The following is a 17,845-nucleotide window of genomic DNA, read 5'->3' on the forward strand; positions in this document are numbered from 1 at the left end:
TATACGTTATGAAGTTATACAGCTTTGACGAAGTTGCTTATCTCATGCGCGGTTTCTTGCGGGGATTCTAAAGTTGGAAAATGTGTCTGACCATTAATGTGGCGGTAACCAAACCATAGATGCTCGCTAATAAATTGATCTTGCATCTCTTCATAACCCTCAACAGGTGCTTGTGAGTAAACATGAATGATTGGACGCTTCTCTGTTAGTGCTGCCATCCGCTTAAGAGGTGAACCCCATTTTTTGTAAGCGTTTTCAATTACGCGACAAGAACGAGACCACATATCGTAACCGAATGCTGCCATTTCTTTATTTAAGTGATTGCTAATCGCTTCGTTATGACTAACTCCTAGCCACAGATCGAATAAGTTCTGACGACCTTGTACCCAATGTACTTCCGTTTGACTTACTTGCAGATCGTGAATGAAACCTTCACTTGCTTCAATCATAATCCAATCAATGACGATCGAACGAGGTACTCTAGCTGTTCCAAGTCTCTCGCAAAGCTCAATGTTTGCCCAACCTCCATGTGAAGTAGATACTGGAATAACTTGATCAATGCCGAGCGCATCAAGCACAGCAATAACATCACTAGCCTGCTCCGCAACACCGAAATCTAAAATTTCAGTTGACGGATCAGAATGTCCACGCCAATTTATCCGGATTACTTTGTGATTCTGAGCAAGCTTATCAACTACATACTTAAATAATCGATAATCTTGGCACCATCCACTTACTAACAAGACTGAAGGACCATCCGCATCGCCGTGAATATCATACGTAATTTCGTGATCATTCACGATAATTGAACGTAATCCTTGTGTTTCTTGCATACTCATCGCAAACATCTCCATTCATACACTTTTATTAGAATCATGCCTTTATTGCATGTCATTCTTGAAGTAAACGTATTGTGGATTGTACAACTTGCAAGCCTGCCTCTGTGTCTGGATCAATTAATTGAAAATGTTCTGCTGTTGGTAAAATCATATAGTCGACAGCATCCCCAGCACTTCTAGCTGCTTGGACAAAATGATCACTAATACCTATCGGCACGTTAATATCGAGCGATCCGTGAATCACACAAAGTCTAACACCGCACGGTAATAGCTTAATTGGGGATCCCTCGTTATAGCGATCAGGCCGCTCTATTGGAGTTCCATTTAAGAGATCATAGGTTGGGTTATCATGGAAACCGTTAATGGTTTCACGAATTTGATGCACGTCATGCATCAGTGCAAGATCACTAACACCTGCAAGACTAACTACACCTTTTAAAGTTAGAGATAGGTCACTTGTACGAAGAACACTATCTGTAGGCAAATTGTTTCTACCTGCAAGCCATACCGCTAAATGTCCACCCGCAGAGTGACCAATTGTAACGACTCGGTTCAGATCAATGGGATAAGTATCCGCTAAAGTCCGAACATAGTTAGTTGCAAGAGCACTGTCAATGAATGTCCCTGGCCAAGCTCCTCCTTCATGACCAACCCGGCGGTACTCGATTGTCCAAGTCGCAACGCCCTGAGCTGTCAGGGCATCTGCTAATGGATTGATATGATCTAGATTGAACTTCGCACGCCAGAATCCACCATGTATCACAATTGCAACGGGAAAAGGACCCTCACCTTCAGGTAATCGAAGATCACCAAATTGATTTTCATCATCTCCATATGGAATCCGAATCGCTTGGTGAGGTACAGTATTTGTTGTTAAACTCATGACTTATCATCCCTTCTCGGTCTTTAAAATCTACTGTGATCGTTTAGGATTGCTGATCTTTCGTAACCCCACCTGCCCCCCAATGGGAAGCAGGAATTTCGGTTACGAGTACACGTACTTGTTCTTTCTTAACTTGAAGATTATTGACACATGCATCTGTGACTTCAGCAATTAAGCCAGCCACTTGCTCTTTACTTCTGCCTTCGAGAATGGAGATTTGTACTATCGGCATACGAATGTCACACTGCCCATTCCGCTAATTTGTACATGCACATTGTCTCCAGCTACGAATGGAATCGCTTCTGTTAATGCTCCGCTTAGGATGATCTGACCTTTCTTGAGACCAAGACCACGCTCTCCAAGCTTGTTTACAGCCCAAGCGACAGCTTCAGCTGGATGACCTAACACCGCAGCACCAGAACCCGTTGTTGCTACAACACCGTTCTTCGACATCACGACACCCGTCAATGCAAGATCCATTGCATCCACAGCAACCCAAGTGTTGCCGACTACAAATTTCGTAGAGGAACAGTTATCTGCAACTACATCTGGCAGGGTGAAGCGGAAGTTCTCATAACGGCTGTCGATAATTTCGATCGCAGGAGCAACATGGCTTGTCACACGCATCACATCTGCTGCAGTTACATTCGTTCCTTTCAAGTCTTCCCCAATCATGAAAGCAATCTCAGGCTCGGCTTTCGGATGAATATAACGATCATATGGAGTTGGTTCCCATTCAAGGGCAAGCATATCATCTGTCAAATATCCATAGATCGCTTCATGAACGCCCATCATCTGCTGCTTGGCTCTACTTGTTAGACCTAACTTCAGACCGATGACACGCTCACCGCTTTGCTCTTTACGAGCGATAAGTAACTGCTGAATATCATAAGCGACTTCGATTGGAAGATCTGGATAACGAGAAGTAATCTTCTCCACTTCACGTTTCTCTAGCTCTGCCCCAAGCAGAAAATCGGCAACCTCTTGTTTTAACGCTTGTGTCCATTCCATCTGTTAGACCCTCACCTTCTGCTGCTGTGCAAGCTCTGCTGCTACGTCGATGATCATGTCTTCTTGACCACCAACCGCTTTACGACGACCTACTTCAAGCAGAATGTCACGTGGATCAACGCCAAAGCGCTTGCCCGCTCTTTCTGCATGTAAGAGGAAGCTGGAATATACGCCTGCATAACCCATTACAAGTGAGCCCTTACGAATTTCTTGGGATTGCGGAAGGATCGGTCCTACGATATCTTCGGCAATATCCATCATCTTATAAAGGTCAACACCAACATTCATACCCATGCGATCAAGCACTGCAATGAGTACTTCTGTCTGTGCATTCCCTGCACCAGCACCAAGGCAGCGCAAGCTTCCGTCAATGCGTGTTGCACCTTCTTCAATTGCTGTAATCGTATTTGCCACTGCAACGGATAAGTTGTTATGTGCGTGGAAGCCGATCTCAATATCAAGAGACTGACGAAGTGCTTTCACACGTTCGCGCACTTGATCAGGAAGCAAAGCACCAGCGGAATCTGTTAAGTACACCGCTTCTGCGCCATAGCTTTCCATGAGCTTCGCTTGTTCAACCAGCTTCTCAACTGGAGCCGAATGACCCATCATAAGAAAGCCACATACTTCCATCCCAAGCTCACGCGCTATACTAATATGCTGTGCAGATACGTCTGCTTCTGTCACATGCGTTGCGACACGAACAAGTCCAACCCCTAATTGATGAGCTTCCTTCAATTCATGAACGGTTCCTACTCCAGGAATTAATAAAGTTGCAACTTTCGCTTGTTTACAAGCGCCAACTGCTGCTTCAATTAATTTCATTTCATTCACAAGAGAGCGTCCGTATTGGATCGTTGATCCGCCAAGTCCGTCTCCATGAGCGACTTCAATATAATGCACACCTGCATCATCAAGTGCGCCTGCAATCTTCGTTACTTGTTCAACTGTGAATTGATGCGCCATCACATGGCTGCCATCACGTAAGCATACATCTGTAATGCGGATAGGTTTATCACTATTACGCTTCAATGTTGACACCCCTTCCATCCAATAGATGACAAGCAATCTGTTCACCGACGCGTGCTGCTGCAGCCGTCATAATGTCGAGGTTCCCAGCGTAAGGCGGGAAATAATCCCCTGCTCCTTCAACTTCTACGAATACCGTTACTCGATTCCCATCAAATAACGGTTCTTGCTTAAGTCTGTAACCCGGTACGTACTCACGAATTCGCTCTAATATTTCATGAATGGACTTCGTAATTGCTGCTTCATCCATATTCTTCACTTCACAGTAGATCGTATCACGCATCAAGATTGGCGGTTCTGCCGGATTCAAGATAATAAGCGCTTTACCCTCATCTGCTCCACCGATTAATTCCAGACCACGACGTGTCGTAATTGTAAATTCATCAATGTTCGCTCTTGTTCCCGGGCCTGCACTCTTAGATGCAATTGTCGCTACGATTTCCGCATAAGAAACGTCAGCTACTTTATTAATGGCATGAACGATTGGAATCGTCGCTTGACCCCCACATGTAATGAGGTTGAGGTTCGAAGTTTCCATCTCAAGGAGTGCATCCAAATTAACTGCCGGACTCACGAATGGCCCTCTTGCTGCTGGAGTTAGGTCAATTGCAACAATACCTAATTCTTTTAACACTTTGGCATGTCGCACGTGCGATTTAGCCGAAGTTGCATCGAATACGATCTGTGCTAGATCCGGATTTTCTTCAATTGCCTTGATCCCATTGGAAAATGTCTGGTATCCTCTGTCGCTCGCACGCTTTAATCCATCCGAATCTGGATCGATCCCGATCAATGCTGTCAGCTCGATATGATCATAACGTTCCAATTTGTACATAAGATCTGTTCCAATGTTGCCGGAACCAATAATCGCTGCTTTAATTTTGTTCACAGGAACTCTCCTCTCTATACAAACGTCACGCTGACGGACCCGATTGATCCAAACTTTGCTGTTACGCTGTCACCTTGTTTCACTGCCACTGCACCACTTAACGCACCTGGTAAAATAAGCTCCCCAGCTTTCAAGCTAATGCCGAATTCATGCAGCTTATTAGCAAGCCATGCAATCGCATGTGCGGGGTGTCCAAGAGCTGCTGCACCTGCACCATTACCGACTTCAATTTCATTATTGAATAAAACCATGCCAATATTGCGAAGTTCCAGTCCATCAATCGGCGTCTTCTGATCGCCAACTACAACCATGGCAGAGGAGCCATTATCCGCCACTGTATCCACGAGCTTGATTTTCCAATCTGCAATACGGCTATCAATGATCTCGATTGTTGGTACAACATAATCTGTCGCCATCAACACATCCAGATAGTTCACATTCGGTCCAACAAGATCACTCTTTAGTACGAAGCCAATCTCTGCTTCCACTTTCGGAGAAAGTAAGCGACTTACCTCAACTGTTCCATTATTTGCAACAACCATATCATCTAGTAAATGCCCGTAGTCTGGCTCATTAACGCCAAGCATCGTTTGCATCGCTTTGCTCGTTAACCCTACCTTCTTACCGACAACAACTCTTCCACTTTGAAGCTTTGTTTCTAAGACTTGAAGCTGAATTTGGTAAGCATCTTCTACTTGCAAGCCTTCATAGCGTGCAGTAATTGGCAAGATCGGCTCACAGCTTGTTTCTGCTTCTAATAATTGTCCTGCGATTTCCTTAATTCGTTCCATCATCTGACCACCCTTATCCGCTTAAGACTTACCTACATTTTCATCGTAACGGTCTTCGCCTCTGTATAGAATTCAAAGCTGTGACGTCCACCTTCACGTCCAATTCCGCTCTGCTTCGATCCACCGAATGGTGTGCGAAGATCGCGAATATACCAGCAGTTGATCCAGAGTAATCCGGAATTGATGTTAGCTGCTACACGGTGAGCACGTCTTAGATCATTGGTCCATACGACGCCTGCAAGACCATAGATGGAATCATTCGCAATACGAACCGCTTCTTCTTCGGTTTTGAAAGGAATAATGACGATAACTGGGCCAAAAATTTCTTCTTGTGCCACACGCATCTTGTTATCCACATCGTAGAATACAGTCGGCTCGTAGAAGTTCCCTTGCTCAAGTCCTGGCACGATGACACGCTTACCACCATGGGCAAGCTTCGCTCCTTCGGACTGACCAATCTCTACATAGCTTTCTACTGTATGCAAATGACTTCTGGATACGAGTGCACCCATCTCAGTCGTTGGATCAAGCGGATCGCCCACTTTGATCTTCTTCGCAGCTGCCGTAAATTTCTCAAGGAACTTATCATAAACAGACTCTTGAACGAGTAGACGTGATCCAGCTAAGCAGATTTCCCCTTGATTACGGAATATTGCCTCAATTGAACCTGCAACTGCTTCATCCAAATCTGCATCTTCGAACACGATGTTCGCCGACTTACCACCAAGTTCAAGTGATACAGGAATTAACTGCGATGCCGCATTACGCATAATCGTCTTTCCTGTCGTCGTTTCCCCTACAAAGGAAATGCGACGAACGTGCTCATGTGTTGTCATTGCTGTACCAACTGTACCTCCAGGACCTGTTAAGATGTTCAATACGCCAGGAGGAAGTCCTGCTTCATTCGCAATTTCACCTAGCATAATCGCGCTAAGCGGTGTATAGGAAGCTGGTTTTACTACAACGGAGTTACCAGCAGCTAGTGCAGCAGAAGCTTTCCAAGTCATTTGCATGAATGGCAAGTTCCAAGGAATGATTAAGCTCGTTACTCCAGCTGGCGCATACTTCGCGTAGGAAGTATAGTTGCCTTTATCATAGTGCTCATGATTCACATATTTCGCCATTTCCGCAAAGAAACGAAGGTTCTGTGCTGCACGAGGAATATCAAATCCTACGCTCTCTTTAATCGGTTTACCTACGTCCATCGTCTCTAATCGAGCAAGCTCTTCGACACGCTCCATGACTAGATCCGACATGCGACATAAAATTTCAGAACGCTCTTCCACCGACTTCTTCGTCCACACACCACTTTCAAAAGCAGCCTGTGCCGCTTCAATCGTACGATTCACGTCTCTCTCATCTGCACAAGCTACATCTGCTAGCTTCTCGTTCGTCGAAGGATTAATAGAAGCGAATGTTTCACCGGAAAGTGCGTCTTGGTATTCTCCATTAATAAATAATTTAGCTTGAATTGGACTCGTCATGGCTACCTCCTGCTTACTCTTCAATCTCCAAAATCATCTCGATCTCGATTGCCGTGTTGTTCGGAAGCTGCGCCATTCCAACTGCTGAACGACCATGTCTGCCTTTATCTCCGAATACCGCTACTAGCAAATCCGATGCACCGTTCATGACTTTGGGTTGGTCTGTGAAGTCTTCTGTTGAATTGACAAATCCTAATATCTTAACGACACGTTTTACTTTGCTTAATTCACCAATCTCTGCTTTCACTGCACTTAACAGGTTTAGCATCGATTGACGGGAAGCAGCGTAACCTTCTTCAATTGTGAGGTCGCGTCCTAATTTGCCTTTGTATTGGTCAACACCTTGACCTGCAGTAAAGATTAGATTGCCCGTTCTTACGCAAGGTACATAAGTGCCGACAGGTGTACGAGGGTTAGAGAGCTCGAGTCCGAGCTCTTGAATTCTTTGTTCAGGTGTTAAAGTTTGTTCTGTCATTGTCGCAACTCCTTTTTATCGTTTCCAGTTCAAGAATGCCAAGGCATTGCCGCCTAACATCGCTGCTTTTTCCTCTGAAGTAAGTCCCGGCGTATCGTAGATTACTTTGCCTGGTGGCAATTCCCGAAGTGGGAACGGATAATCAGTACCCATCACAATCTTGTCAGAACCGAATCGATCTATCATGAGTTTCAAATTCAGAGGATCATAATTTAAGGAATCAAAGTAAAAGTTCTTCGTATAGTGACTTGGTGGATGTTCGGTAACACGCAAGTGTGGCCATACATTCCAACCTTGATCAAGTCTTGGCAGAATGAATGGGAACGATCCACCGCCATGTGCGAAGCATATTTTCAAATTCGGGAACTTCTCAATCACACCGCCGCCTACTAAGCTTGCTGCAGCAAGTGCAGTTTCACTCGGCATGCCCACCGTGTACATGAAGTTGTGGCGTGGCATTCTCTCGCGTCCAAGTGTCTCCCACGGGTGGATAAAGAGTGGCACTTGCCACTTCTCGCACATTTCGAAGAATGGAAGGAAAGCTGGATCATCCAGGTTCAATCCGTTCACATTCGTACCAATCTCGATTCCATGTAAGCCAAGCTCATTCATACAGCGCGCCATTTCGCGAATAGATGTTTCCACATCCTGGAGTGGAACTGTACCTAGACCGATGAATCGATCTGGATTCTTACGAACCGTGTCTGCGATAAAATCGTTCTGAAGGCGTGCCATTTCTTCGGCAGCTTCAGGTGGTGCCCAATAAGAGAACGTAACGGGGATGGGGGATATGACTTGCATATCCACCCCCTCATTTACCATATCTTCAATACGTTTATTCGGATCCCAGCATTGATCCGTAATTTGACGGAATAAGTTACCTGCAATCATAATGTTGGCACCGCAAGAGCACGTCTTCTCGATAGTCGGCCAGCGAGTACCCCCATATTTACTTGCGAAGTCAGGTAATTGATCCGGTATGATGTGTGTGTGAAAGTCTACTCTGGTTGCCATTCGGATACTTCCTCTGATGCAACATGGTTGCAGTTTTTGCAAGTACGTAATTCAAGGCTGGAATTGAATCCGTGGATTGCTTCTTTTACTTGCACTTCAATATCAACGAGTTGAACAGTTGCACGGTGCATTGGGTGGTCACATTTCTCACAAAACCATACGAAAGATTCAAGCTCACCATCTGCACGATTTCTCTCGATAACTAAACCTAATGTATCTGGAACACGGTGCGGGGAATGCGGAACGTTTGCTGGAAGCAAGAACATTTCACCTTCGTTAACCGTAATAACTTGACGCTTACCTTTTTCATTAATAATTTCAACATAGCAAGAACCTTTAAGTTGGTAGAACACTTCTTCGGATGGATCGACATGGAAGTCACGACGCTTGTTCGGTCCGCCGAGCAGCATCACCATAAGCTCTGCATCTTTCCAGATCACTTTGTTATTCACTGGTGGCTTGAGGCTATCCTTATGCTCATTGATAAAATCCCACAAATTAATCGGCAACGATACTTTACTCACAATAAACACACTCCTTAGGATTAAATGATGATTTATTTGATAAAAAATTAAACCCGGTATCCAAGCTTACGAGAAACTTCAAGTCCTGCACTTCGAACTTCTTGAATCACAATTGCTGTCTTCTCGTCTGAGAATCGGTGCTTTGGTCCTGCACAACTAATGGATGCAACGACCGTACCTTCATGATTGAATATTGGAGCTGCCACACATTTGAGGCCGATCTCAATTTCTTCATCATCAATCGCATAGCCCTGTTCTCGAATTTTCCGTAATTCCTGTTTAATTTCATCAGGTGTATCTAAGGTGTAAGGTGTGAATTTCTGAAACTTTACTTCTTGTAAAATACGCTCAATAGCCGATTCCTCGAAAAATGCCAGCATCGCCTTACCGACCCCTGTGCAGTACATCGGTGCACGTTTACCTACCATCGAGTACATCCGTAAGGAACCAAGTCCTTCAAGCTTCTCGACATAAACTACTTCGTCCTTATCACTGACAACCATGTGCACCGTTTCATGTAATTTCTCAACTAGCTCTTGAATGATCGGATAGGCAACTTTGCGAAGCTCCATTCCACCGCCCACCAAGTTTCCTAGCTGGAACAATCTGAGTCCCAATTTATACTTCTGGTCAGATAAACGTTGTTCCAAGTATCCTCTGTGTTCCAGTGTCTTGATCAGCCCGTGAACCGTACTCTTCGATAGTCCCAACCGCTCGCTAATTTCCTTCACGCTTAGTTCAGATTCAGTTAATGAGAACAGTTCCAGAATATCTGCCGCACGCTCAACAGACTGAATTAACTTGTCGCTCATGCACCCTCCTTTTCGTTCGATAATGTCGAACGCCATTCGATAATGGTGATTACGCTTTCATTATAGTATGACAATTTTGCCTTCGCAATAATAAATTGGCAATTTTCTGATAACAATAATTTGTTATTTAACTGCATCAAAAAAGCCCCAAATCACTTGGGGCTCCGCTGTTTTTTCCAATTATATTAACACTCAAAAAAAATACTTGTCATGACAATAAAACGCATAGTGACGCGGTCTAGAAATTTTGAATAGCGATCAAAAACACGTATGAGAAGTATCTCCAGACGTTCAATTTTATCCAATTCACGATTAAAATTATGCCAAATTCCGATAATTAAATTTTATCACCACTTAAAATTAGAAAATCGGAATCAATTGTCAATGCAAGTTTATTTCATCACCGAGCTGTATTTGTCCCTCTTCGATCACATTCGCATATACACCAAACTTGAGTCCAAGCTCCTCATTAACCTTTTTTAGAATAAGCGGATTCCGCTCGAATGTATCAGGATCTATTGTGATCAGAACGCAGCGTTCACATGGCAGTGTGACCTCAAGTCGGCAGTTGCCAATGCTCAGCTGCCTACCAATCCAATTCGTTTCATCTTCTTGCTCTGCATCATCTAGCTTCACTAATAGATTGGCACGGAATCGACGAGTGTCAACCTTTACGCCAACGATCTCCTCAAGCTTTCGTAGCGTACGATCACTAATGATTAGAATCCCTCCAGCATCCACAGCTAACAGTTCTTGACTATCTGCTTGATGCTGTTTCATCGTGATTGGCTGCTTCACATATTGCTGCATTTCTTGCAAGAATGCCTCATTCCAACTAAACTCCTGCCCTGTCCTCGAAACAATTTTGATTTTTGGAAAATGTACCGAAGCGACCCCTCCATCACTTGGTTCTGTCAACTCAACCTGATACCCCAGCATCTGCGGATAACGTCTCGCTGTAATATATGCGTTCCAACCTTCCTTCGCTGGATCAATAAAGGCATGGGAGCGATCTCCATAGAACCCATACTTAGCAACATGTGTCTGCGTAATAGCCTGTCCAGCCATTGATTTAACCGGGTATCTTGTTAATTGTGTTATCGTTCCGATCGAACGTTTCGTCATCAACTATCACCTTTTTCTATGTTATCAATCTATTCTTTGATTATATCATCATATTTCACTTCGTCTGTACGTTTGAGCACCAAGGCTTGTTTCTTCGCATCATACCTGAAATGATACACGTTGATGAAATCCTCTCCTGCACCATGTCCCCCTGTAATGATCATTTCTCCACTCTTAATTTGAAAAGGACGCACAGGCAGCTGACCGATGTTGCTCCACACTTGATCTTCCGCCATCTGAATGGGAATGGGGAACGCCTTTCCTCCTTTAACACCGAAGAAGTATGTCTCGAGCCCATGACAATCCGTGTACCGCGGTGTATAGGCAAATATCGCTACATCCCCCATACTCGCTTTCTGCATCACCATCGGCTCTTCGCTTGGTTGGACAATTTCAAAATCAGCTGGAAACACCATCACTTGCTCTTGCGGTGCACCATCCTTCGGTTCCCATACGGCTTCATACGTTCCTGTATACCGATAATCCGTCTCCATACCATAACAACTTGGCGCTCCAAGCTGCGTTACAGACGCAACGGTAAGCGGACGCACAATCAGCTTCCCTGTACCGAGCACAGCTGTTGCACGTGTTGAGCGATCTTCTTGTACAGGAGGTGGTGTAGGCTCAGATTGAGGAGTAGTTTCCGGTTCAGTAGAAGAGTATACTTGCGGTGAACTTGTCGGAATAGGCGTCAAGGTCTGTGCGCCAGAGAAAGTAGAATCAGGAGTAGAAGTAGCTGTTGCTGAGCTTTCTGTCTGCATGCTGAAATTGAGATCACACGCACTTAACATAAGCATGAATACAAGCAATAGGAACAGTCCTGCCAACATTCTAAGCCCTAATTTTTTCATAAACATGCTATGAATTCCCCCATCGACCCAAGATAAATATGTATATTTGCTGTCGTTTCTAGGTGAACGCCGTGCCTTCATTAGGTAAGCAACCATAGACTGTCATTGTTCCTCGTTATCTAACCACTCATAGGAGGCTGATCATGGATTCCAATTATATGCATCAACTGTGTATGCATTGCATGCATCGATATGTAGGGATTCGTACACATGAAGGTCATTGCGTAGATGGGTTTATTGCAGGGATTGAAGGGAATGACGTCATCTTGGCTATTCCGACCGAGCAGATGGAAGAGCGCATGATGGGCATGCCCGCAGAGATGAATACGTATCGTCAGTTTGGGTTCCATCCTGGTTTCTTCCCGCGCAGACGCTTCTTTGGTCGTCGCGTCCCACTATTCGGAATCACTGATCTCTTCTTATTACCATTCTTTCTTTAAAAAGAAGCACACGGGGATTATGCGTAGACAACAGCATGTCCCCTTCCCATTCTATGATTTTACCAATTAAATTTCAATTCCTTCCAAATCATTTGGTCACAATTAGCGATAATGATATACTACGAGTATACATGCGATTGATGATAGTGGGAGTTGAATACAATGAAGCTCGTTTCATGGAATGTGAATGGATTAAGAGCCTGTGTGAATAAAGGTTTTCATGATTATTTTACTAGTATGGACGCTGATATTTTCTGTTTGCAAGAGATAAAGCTCCAAGAAGGTCAGATTGATCTGGACTTTGGCGGTACATACGATCAATACTGGAATTATGCAATTAAGAAGGGGTACTCGGGTACTGCTATTTTTACGAAAATAAAACCTTTATCTGTTCGATATGGCATCGAAGAAAATTCCGAACCTGAAGGTCGAATTATTACTTTAGAATTTGATAACTTTTATATGATTACTGTCTATACACCGAACTCCAAGCGTGATCTATCACGACTTGAAGAACGAATCGAATGGGAAGATCGTTTCCGCAATTATTTACTTCAATTGGACAAGCACAAGCCTGTTATTGTATGCGGTGACCTTAATGTAGCCCATAATGAAATTGATATTAAGAATGCCAAGTCCAATCATGGCAATTCGGGCTTCACAGAAGAAGAACGCGGGAAAATGACTGATCTGCTAGGCAGCGGCTTTATTGATACATTCCGACATTTTTACCCGGATCAGACAGACAACTTTACTTGGTGGTCGAATATGCCAGGGATTAGAGAGCGCAATGTAGGTTGGAGAATCGATTACTTCCTAACATCTAATCGGCTTGCTCCTAAGTTAAAGGATGCTCACATCGACTCTCATATCTTAGGCAGTGATCATTGCCCGGTTGTTCTAATTATGGATGATTTCGTAGAAAAGAAAGGCGGGAAACCCCCAATGAGTATGGCAGCACAACCATTCTTCATTACACCTAGCTCCTATCATGCCTTTGCAGATGAAGATGAGCAACTGGAGAAGTGCAGAGAATGGGGCTTAGTATCGAGCAAGGCGGCTAAGACCAAGGCATTCTATTACAAAGGAAAAGGGCTTCATCTGCCATGCCAAATTGTTGGTTTTATTGATGATGCTACAGCGGTCATTGAACTAGATAACAAGCAGTTGCACTGCATTCACCCTGCTTTTCTTAAAGAAATGCAAGCGGCAAGCTACAGCCAAAGACAAGTTTCTACGACCGATGAAGGCGGAGAAGAAGCAGTCCCATCTAACGAGAGCACAGGCGAGGTTTCAGCACCAGTAGTTAATACGGTTAACGAGCCTTCAATCGAAGCGAACGTCTCTGTACAGACCGAGCAGGAAAAAGTAGCGATTTCTTCTACTTCAGATTCCTTGCTAGCAGATCCAGTCACACCTGAACCTGTTGCTAAAAAGCCAACCGCGAAACCGAAGAAGGAGAAAGCACCTAAGCTTGAACTTCCAACGGAAAAAGTGAGGATGCGTGCGATTGTGCAAGAGTTTGCAAGTGTACCGAATCATTTTACCGAAGAAGAAGATGAAGTGATTATTTATGAAGGGGTTCAGATGCTTGACCCTGAGATGGAGATCGGTACTGCATGGTCCAGCCACAGCAATACACTCAAGAAGTTAGAGTTAGAAGTTGGTGACGTACTAACGTTTGATTGTAAAATTGTAGCGAAGAAGCTGACGAAGCACCCTGTCGCTTACAAAATCAACAACCCAGCCAAAATTCAAAAAGAAGAATCTTAAATACAGCAATAAAGGGGGTGTGCGAATTAATCGCACACCCCCTTATCTTTTGCCTCATTAAATTTAAGAATTAGCAGGTTGAGCCGCATGTTTACGAATCAAACCAACTTGTCCACCATGTAGTCCTGCATGATAGAGTACACGACCGATTGCTTCACGTGGAGTTGAAGATCCGATTGGCGATGATACGGGCTCATCCCAAGCGTTCTCAGGAAGTTCCTGCATAGCAGCCGACAAGTGTTGATCCGAAGCTTCAAGGAAAGCTAGCAATTCCGCAACATCACCATATACAGCTTCGCCTTTGTCAGGACCATTCGTTACATAGGTTAAACCTTCTGGTGCTTTCTTGTTAAAGAACCACTCTGCGAACATATACTCCACTTCCGCATTGTGTCTAAGGATAAAACCTACAGATGAAGTTCCTGTCGCAATGCGTAAGGAAAGCTCCTCTTCGGTTAGGGTCAGCATCGATTTTGTAAAACGGTCTCTTACCGTTCTCCATATAGGGTTCACAGATTCAAATGACATGAGTGCAAACCTCCCTCTAAATTTAGAATTACTTGTCCTTCTTGTCTACAACAATGTGCTCGAACTTCTCACCTGTAATATCCACATCGTACGCTTGCCCGAAACCTACTACAAAGCGGCCAGTAAGTGGAGTCAATTTGAACAAGGAGAAATCAAGTCCACGAAGCATGTTCATCATTTTGTCGCTGAACTTCGTATTGAATTGTTCGAAGATCTCTTCATTGCCCTCATTACCCAAGTTCTCAGTTGAACAAGCATAACGAGCACGCTCACGAGCAAATGCATTCGGAGTCTCGGACTCGTCAGCAATCATCATGACGTGGATACGCTCGTTCTCTTCTACATAACGGAAGTGGTCCGAAATTTTGCTAATGTAAATGTATAAGTTTCCTTCAACCTTAACGAATGGTGCATAGCTAATGAAAGGTGCTCCTGTTTCATCTTGACTGCTGATCATAAGTGTCTTGCGGCTACCGATAAATTCTTGGAATTTAACTTTCATTGTTGCTGTATCGATTGGTTTCATTGTTACTTCCCCCTGGTTAATTGACTTGAGCTTTACGAAGTGGATGAATACGTGGTGCTTTTTCACCATTAATAAATTCAACTTCTGCTTCTACTCCATATACATCACGTATCATTTCATGCGTGAGAACTTCGCTTGGCTTGCCAGATAGAGCAACCACACCGTTACGAATCACACAAATGCGATCACTATACGTACTTGCTTGGTTAAGATCATGCAGAACCATAATAACAGTAATACCTAATTCTTTATTCAGTGAACGTACAAGTTCAAGAACTTCCAATTGATGCGCGATGTCCAAATACGTTGTGGGCTCGTCAAGTAAGAGCACTTTAGGGCGCTGCGCTAATGCCATCGCTATCCAAGCACGCTGCGCTTCTCCACCTGACAAGGAGTTCACATGGCGCTTACGATATGTAGACAGACCCGTTTTTTCTATTGCCCAATCAATGATCTCATGATCACTGCTTGAAAGGCGTTCATACCATTTTTTGTGAGGAAAACGACCATAAGATACGAGTTCTTCCACTGTCATATCGGCTGGCGTCTGATTCTGTTGACACAAGATACACATCATCTGGGAAATACGTTTCGTATGCATATCTTTAAGTTCTTGACCAGCAATACAAACACGACCACTTTCACAAGGAATCATACGAGAAATTCCCTTAAGCAATGTCGATTTCCCCGAACCGTTCGGACCGATAATGGAGACGATCTCTCCTTCTTCCACTTGTAGGGTGACGTTCTTTACGATCGCGTTACCGTCATAACTAATCGTTAAGTCAATTGCTTGTAGCATATTAGATATCACCTTTTCTCATGAGATATAAAAAGTAAGGTCCACCAGCGACAGCCATCACAATACCCGCTGGAATATCAAGTGGAGCGAAGAACGTTCTTCCGATTGTATCCGCTACAAGCAGTACAAGTGCACCAAGAACGATACTCATAGGCAGCAATTGCTTGTAGTCTGATCCGACGAACATCCGTGCCATGTGCGGTACAACTAATCCGACAAAGCCGATCATACCAACAGTAGAAACAGAAACCGCTGCTAAATAGACAGCTACAAAAGACAACAAGATTCGAATACGATTAATATTCTCACCTAAGTTTAGTGCAGCTTGCTCGCCTAGACGAAGTACATTCGCCTGACGAATGCAGAATAACGCTGCGACCCAACCTATGATTGAGTAAGGCAGCATAACCGTTAAATCGCCTAACCCTTTACCAGACATACTTCCGTTTAGCCACTGCAATGCACCTGGAAGCTTATCGCTATAGAGAAGGGATAGTAAACCAACAATACCCCCAACGACGGAGTTTACGGCAACACCTGATAGAATCACTCGAACAGGCGTAATGCCCCGCTTCTTCCAAGCAAGGGCATAAACCAATACTGCTGCTAAGCTACCGCCAATAATTGCTGCAACAGGTATGAACGAGGAATACGCAGGTGCAGCTAGCAAAATGAAGAGTACCGCAACCGATGCACCACCAGATACCCCTGTAAGACCAGGGTCAGCTAGTGGATTATGCATAACCGCTTGCAAGAGCGCGCCAGATATCGCAAGATTCGCACCAATCACAACTGCAAGTGTTACGCGTGGAATTCGAATATCCCACAGAATCGTGTCCGAAACCTCTCCACCATTACCAAACAACGCCTTAATAATTTCAATTGGTGAGAAGCGAACGCTCCCCAGTCCAATCGATAATATAATAGCAACGATAAGCAGGATGAATGTTATGCCGATCGTGAATCCTTTTGTCCTACTCTGTGCTAGCATCTGTCTTCCCCCTATTGACTATAAACCAATAATTTCCTTATTGATACAAGAAATTGAACATTTGTTTGTACGCATCGCCTGCTTTAGCAACGGATGCTACACCGTACAAGTTATAATCAAGTGCTTTTACTTTGCCATTCTTAAAGGCATTAAGTTTATCCCAAGCACCATTCTTTTTCACATCTTCTTCAAACTTCTTAATCGCTGTATTCGGATCACCGTGAGCAACTAGTAAGATTACATCTGGATTAGCTGCTACGACATTTTCCATATTAAGTGCAACGTATGTTTCTTTGGATTTCAACACTTCAGATACAACGTTCTTCGCACCAAGCTTTTTCGCTACGCTGCCTGCAAATGTGTTCTCATTCATCATCATGAATGATTCAGCAGAACCGAACAAGAACATCACTTTAGGTGCTTGTTTACCTTTGGATTGTTCTTCGATCGATTTTTCTTGCTCAGCAAGTTTCGCTAGGAAATCATTCGCTTCTTTTTCCTTCTTATACACACGGCTAAGTACAACCGTAGATAATTTTAATTCTTCTAAAGAATCAGCCGGTAAGAATGCTGTTTTTAAGTTTGCTGGGCCGAATTGTTTGTTTAAGCTGTCTTTGATCGATGCAGGTCCTACCACGATGTCCGGCTGCAAACTTGTTACTTTCTCGATATCAGGCTTTAGTGCTGAACCGATTTTCGTAACATCCTTTAATGCTTCTGGCAAAGCAACTGTTGAAGTTGGAACGCCTACAGGTTTAACACCAAGTACATTAAGAATTTCAGTTAAAGATACGGATACTGTTACGACTTTATTCGGTGTTTGACCACCAAATTGAGCAAGTAATGCTGCTGCTTTCTCTTCATCTACTTTATAAGCAGGTGCTCCAGTCGCTGTTGGTGTTGCAGCAGGCGTAGCAGCTGGTGTTGCTGTAGCAGCTACTTCTTTCGCTTTCGTATCAGGAGCTGCTTCTTTGTTACCACAACCAACAGCCAATGTTAATAGAAGTGCACTTGCAATAATTCCGCTTGATCTAAGTACTTTTTTCATCTGTAAAATA

20 protein-coding genes and 1 pseudogene are annotated in these 17,845 nt (G+C 43.9%); 2 read left to right on the plus strand and 19 right to left on the minus strand.

Annotated elements, in window-relative coordinates; all coding sequences use genetic code 11:
• Positions 1–14: 14 nt before the first annotated feature.
• The 14 genes from NV379_RS17740 to NV379_RS17805 form a co-directional block, all read right to left on the minus strand.
• Entirely contained in the window at positions 15–839 is an 825-nt protein-coding gene (locus NV379_RS17740; RefSeq protein WP_258208668.1) for an alpha/beta fold hydrolase, read from the minus strand.
• A gap of 52 nt (positions 840–891) precedes the next feature.
• Complete coding sequence (locus NV379_RS17745; protein WP_258208669.1) at positions 892–1,722, minus strand: alpha/beta hydrolase family protein; 831 nt, start codon at positions 1,720–1,722, stop codon at positions 892–894.
• Between the two features lie 43 nt (positions 1,723–1,765).
• The gene (locus NV379_RS17750) at positions 1,766–1,954 is read right to left on the minus strand and encodes a 4-oxalocrotonate tautomerase (protein WP_258208670.1); all 189 of its coding nucleotides are present in this window, start codon (positions 1,952–1,954) and stop codon (positions 1,766–1,768) included.
• Positions 1,945–2,733 carry a 2-keto-4-pentenoate hydratase gene (locus tag NV379_RS17755; protein WP_258208671.1) on the minus strand — a complete coding sequence of 263 codons (789 nt, stop codon included), beginning with the start codon at positions 2,731–2,733 and terminating at the stop codon, positions 1,945–1,947. The genes NV379_RS17750 and NV379_RS17755 overlap by 10 nt, the downstream gene beginning before the upstream one ends.
• A gap of 3 nt (positions 2,734–2,736) precedes the next feature.
• Entirely contained in the window at positions 2,737–3,765 is a 1,029-nt protein-coding gene (dmpG, locus tag NV379_RS17760; protein WP_258208672.1) for a 4-hydroxy-2-oxovalerate aldolase, read from the minus strand.
• Positions 3,755–4,651: an acetaldehyde dehydrogenase (acetylating) gene (locus tag NV379_RS17765; RefSeq protein WP_258208673.1), complete on the minus strand. Its 897-nt coding sequence runs from the start codon at positions 4,649–4,651 to the stop codon at positions 3,755–3,757. Before NV379_RS17765 ends, dmpG begins: the two co-directional genes overlap by 11 nt.
• Before the next feature lie 14 nt (positions 4,652–4,665).
• Positions 4,666–5,445 carry a 2-keto-4-pentenoate hydratase gene (locus NV379_RS17770; protein ID WP_258208674.1) on the minus strand — a complete coding sequence of 260 codons (780 nt, stop codon included), beginning with the start codon at positions 5,443–5,445 and terminating at the stop codon, positions 4,666–4,668.
• A 29-nt stretch (positions 5,446–5,474) separates the two neighbouring features.
• Positions 5,475–6,926 (minus strand): aldehyde dehydrogenase, encoded by a 1,452-nt coding sequence (locus NV379_RS17775; RefSeq protein WP_258208675.1) that lies wholly within the window; start codon positions 6,924–6,926, stop codon positions 5,475–5,477.
• Positions 6,927–6,939: 13 nt separating this feature from the next.
• The gene (locus NV379_RS17780) at positions 6,940–7,401 is read right to left on the minus strand and encodes a RidA family protein (protein ID WP_258208676.1); all 462 of its coding nucleotides are present in this window, start codon (positions 7,399–7,401) and stop codon (positions 6,940–6,942) included.
• A gap of 15 nt (positions 7,402–7,416) precedes the next feature.
• Complete coding sequence (locus tag NV379_RS17785) at positions 7,417–8,415, minus strand: amidohydrolase family protein (RefSeq protein ID WP_258208677.1); 999 nt, start codon at positions 8,413–8,415, stop codon at positions 7,417–7,419.
• Complete coding sequence (locus NV379_RS17790; protein WP_258208678.1) at positions 8,400–8,939, minus strand: 3-hydroxyanthranilate 3,4-dioxygenase; 540 nt, start codon at positions 8,937–8,939, stop codon at positions 8,400–8,402. The genes NV379_RS17785 and NV379_RS17790 overlap by 16 nt, the downstream gene beginning before the upstream one ends.
• 47 nt (positions 8,940–8,986) lie before the next feature.
• Entirely contained in the window at positions 8,987–9,751 is a 765-nt protein-coding gene (locus NV379_RS17795; RefSeq protein ID WP_258208679.1) for an IclR family transcriptional regulator, read from the minus strand.
• Positions 9,752–10,132: 381 nt separating this feature from the next.
• Positions 10,133–10,876, minus strand: a complete 744-nt coding sequence (locus tag NV379_RS17800; RefSeq protein ID WP_258208680.1) for an MOSC domain-containing protein — start codon at positions 10,874–10,876, stop codon at positions 10,133–10,135.
• Between the two features lie 29 nt (positions 10,877–10,905).
• Positions 10,906–11,733 (minus strand): hypothetical protein, encoded by an 828-nt coding sequence (locus tag NV379_RS17805; RefSeq protein ID WP_258208681.1) that lies wholly within the window; start codon positions 11,731–11,733, stop codon positions 10,906–10,908.
• 137 nt (positions 11,734–11,870) lie between these two features.
• Between NV379_RS17805 and NV379_RS17810 the strand changes: the two genes are divergently transcribed.
• Together NV379_RS17810 and NV379_RS17815 are read left to right on the plus strand one after the other, a co-directional pair.
• Positions 11,871–12,167: a phosphatidylinositol kinase gene (locus NV379_RS17810; RefSeq protein ID WP_258208682.1), complete on the plus strand. Its 297-nt coding sequence runs from the start codon at positions 11,871–11,873 to the stop codon at positions 12,165–12,167.
• Between the two features lie 162 nt (positions 12,168–12,329).
• Positions 12,330–13,079, plus strand: a pseudogene (locus NV379_RS17815) (exodeoxyribonuclease III); the annotation flags it as partial.
• A 924-nt stretch (positions 13,080–14,003) separates the two neighbouring features.
• Here the strand turns inward: NV379_RS17815 and NV379_RS17820 are convergent.
• From NV379_RS17820 to NV379_RS17840, 5 genes are read right to left on the minus strand one after another with little or no spacing between them, the layout of a single operon-like run.
• On the minus strand, positions 14,004–14,468 hold the full coding sequence (locus NV379_RS17820; RefSeq protein WP_258208683.1) for a DinB family protein: 465 nt from the start codon (positions 14,466–14,468) through the stop codon (positions 14,004–14,006).
• Positions 14,469–14,496: 28 nt separating this feature from the next.
• Positions 14,497–14,994 (minus strand): HugZ family pyridoxamine 5'-phosphate oxidase, encoded by a 498-nt coding sequence (locus NV379_RS17825; protein WP_258208684.1) that lies wholly within the window; start codon positions 14,992–14,994, stop codon positions 14,497–14,499.
• 16 nt (positions 14,995–15,010) lie between these two features.
• On the minus strand, positions 15,011–15,796 hold the full coding sequence (locus NV379_RS17830) for an ABC transporter ATP-binding protein (protein WP_258208685.1): 786 nt from the start codon (positions 15,794–15,796) through the stop codon (positions 15,011–15,013).
• Position 15,797: 1 nt separating this feature from the next.
• Positions 15,798–16,787 (minus strand): FecCD family ABC transporter permease, encoded by a 990-nt coding sequence (locus tag NV379_RS17835; protein ID WP_258208686.1) that lies wholly within the window; start codon positions 16,785–16,787, stop codon positions 15,798–15,800.
• 37 nt (positions 16,788–16,824) lie between these two features.
• Positions 16,825–17,835, minus strand: coding sequence for a helical backbone metal receptor (locus tag NV379_RS17840; protein ID WP_258208687.1), 1,011 nt, complete (start codon positions 17,833–17,835; stop codon positions 16,825–16,827).
• Positions 17,836–17,845: the final 10 nt, after the last annotated feature.

Source organism: Paenibacillus radicibacter (genome assembly GCF_024721995.1).
Lineage (GTDB): Bacteria > Bacillota > Bacilli > Paenibacillales > NBRC-103111 > Paenibacillus_AM > Paenibacillus_AM radicibacter.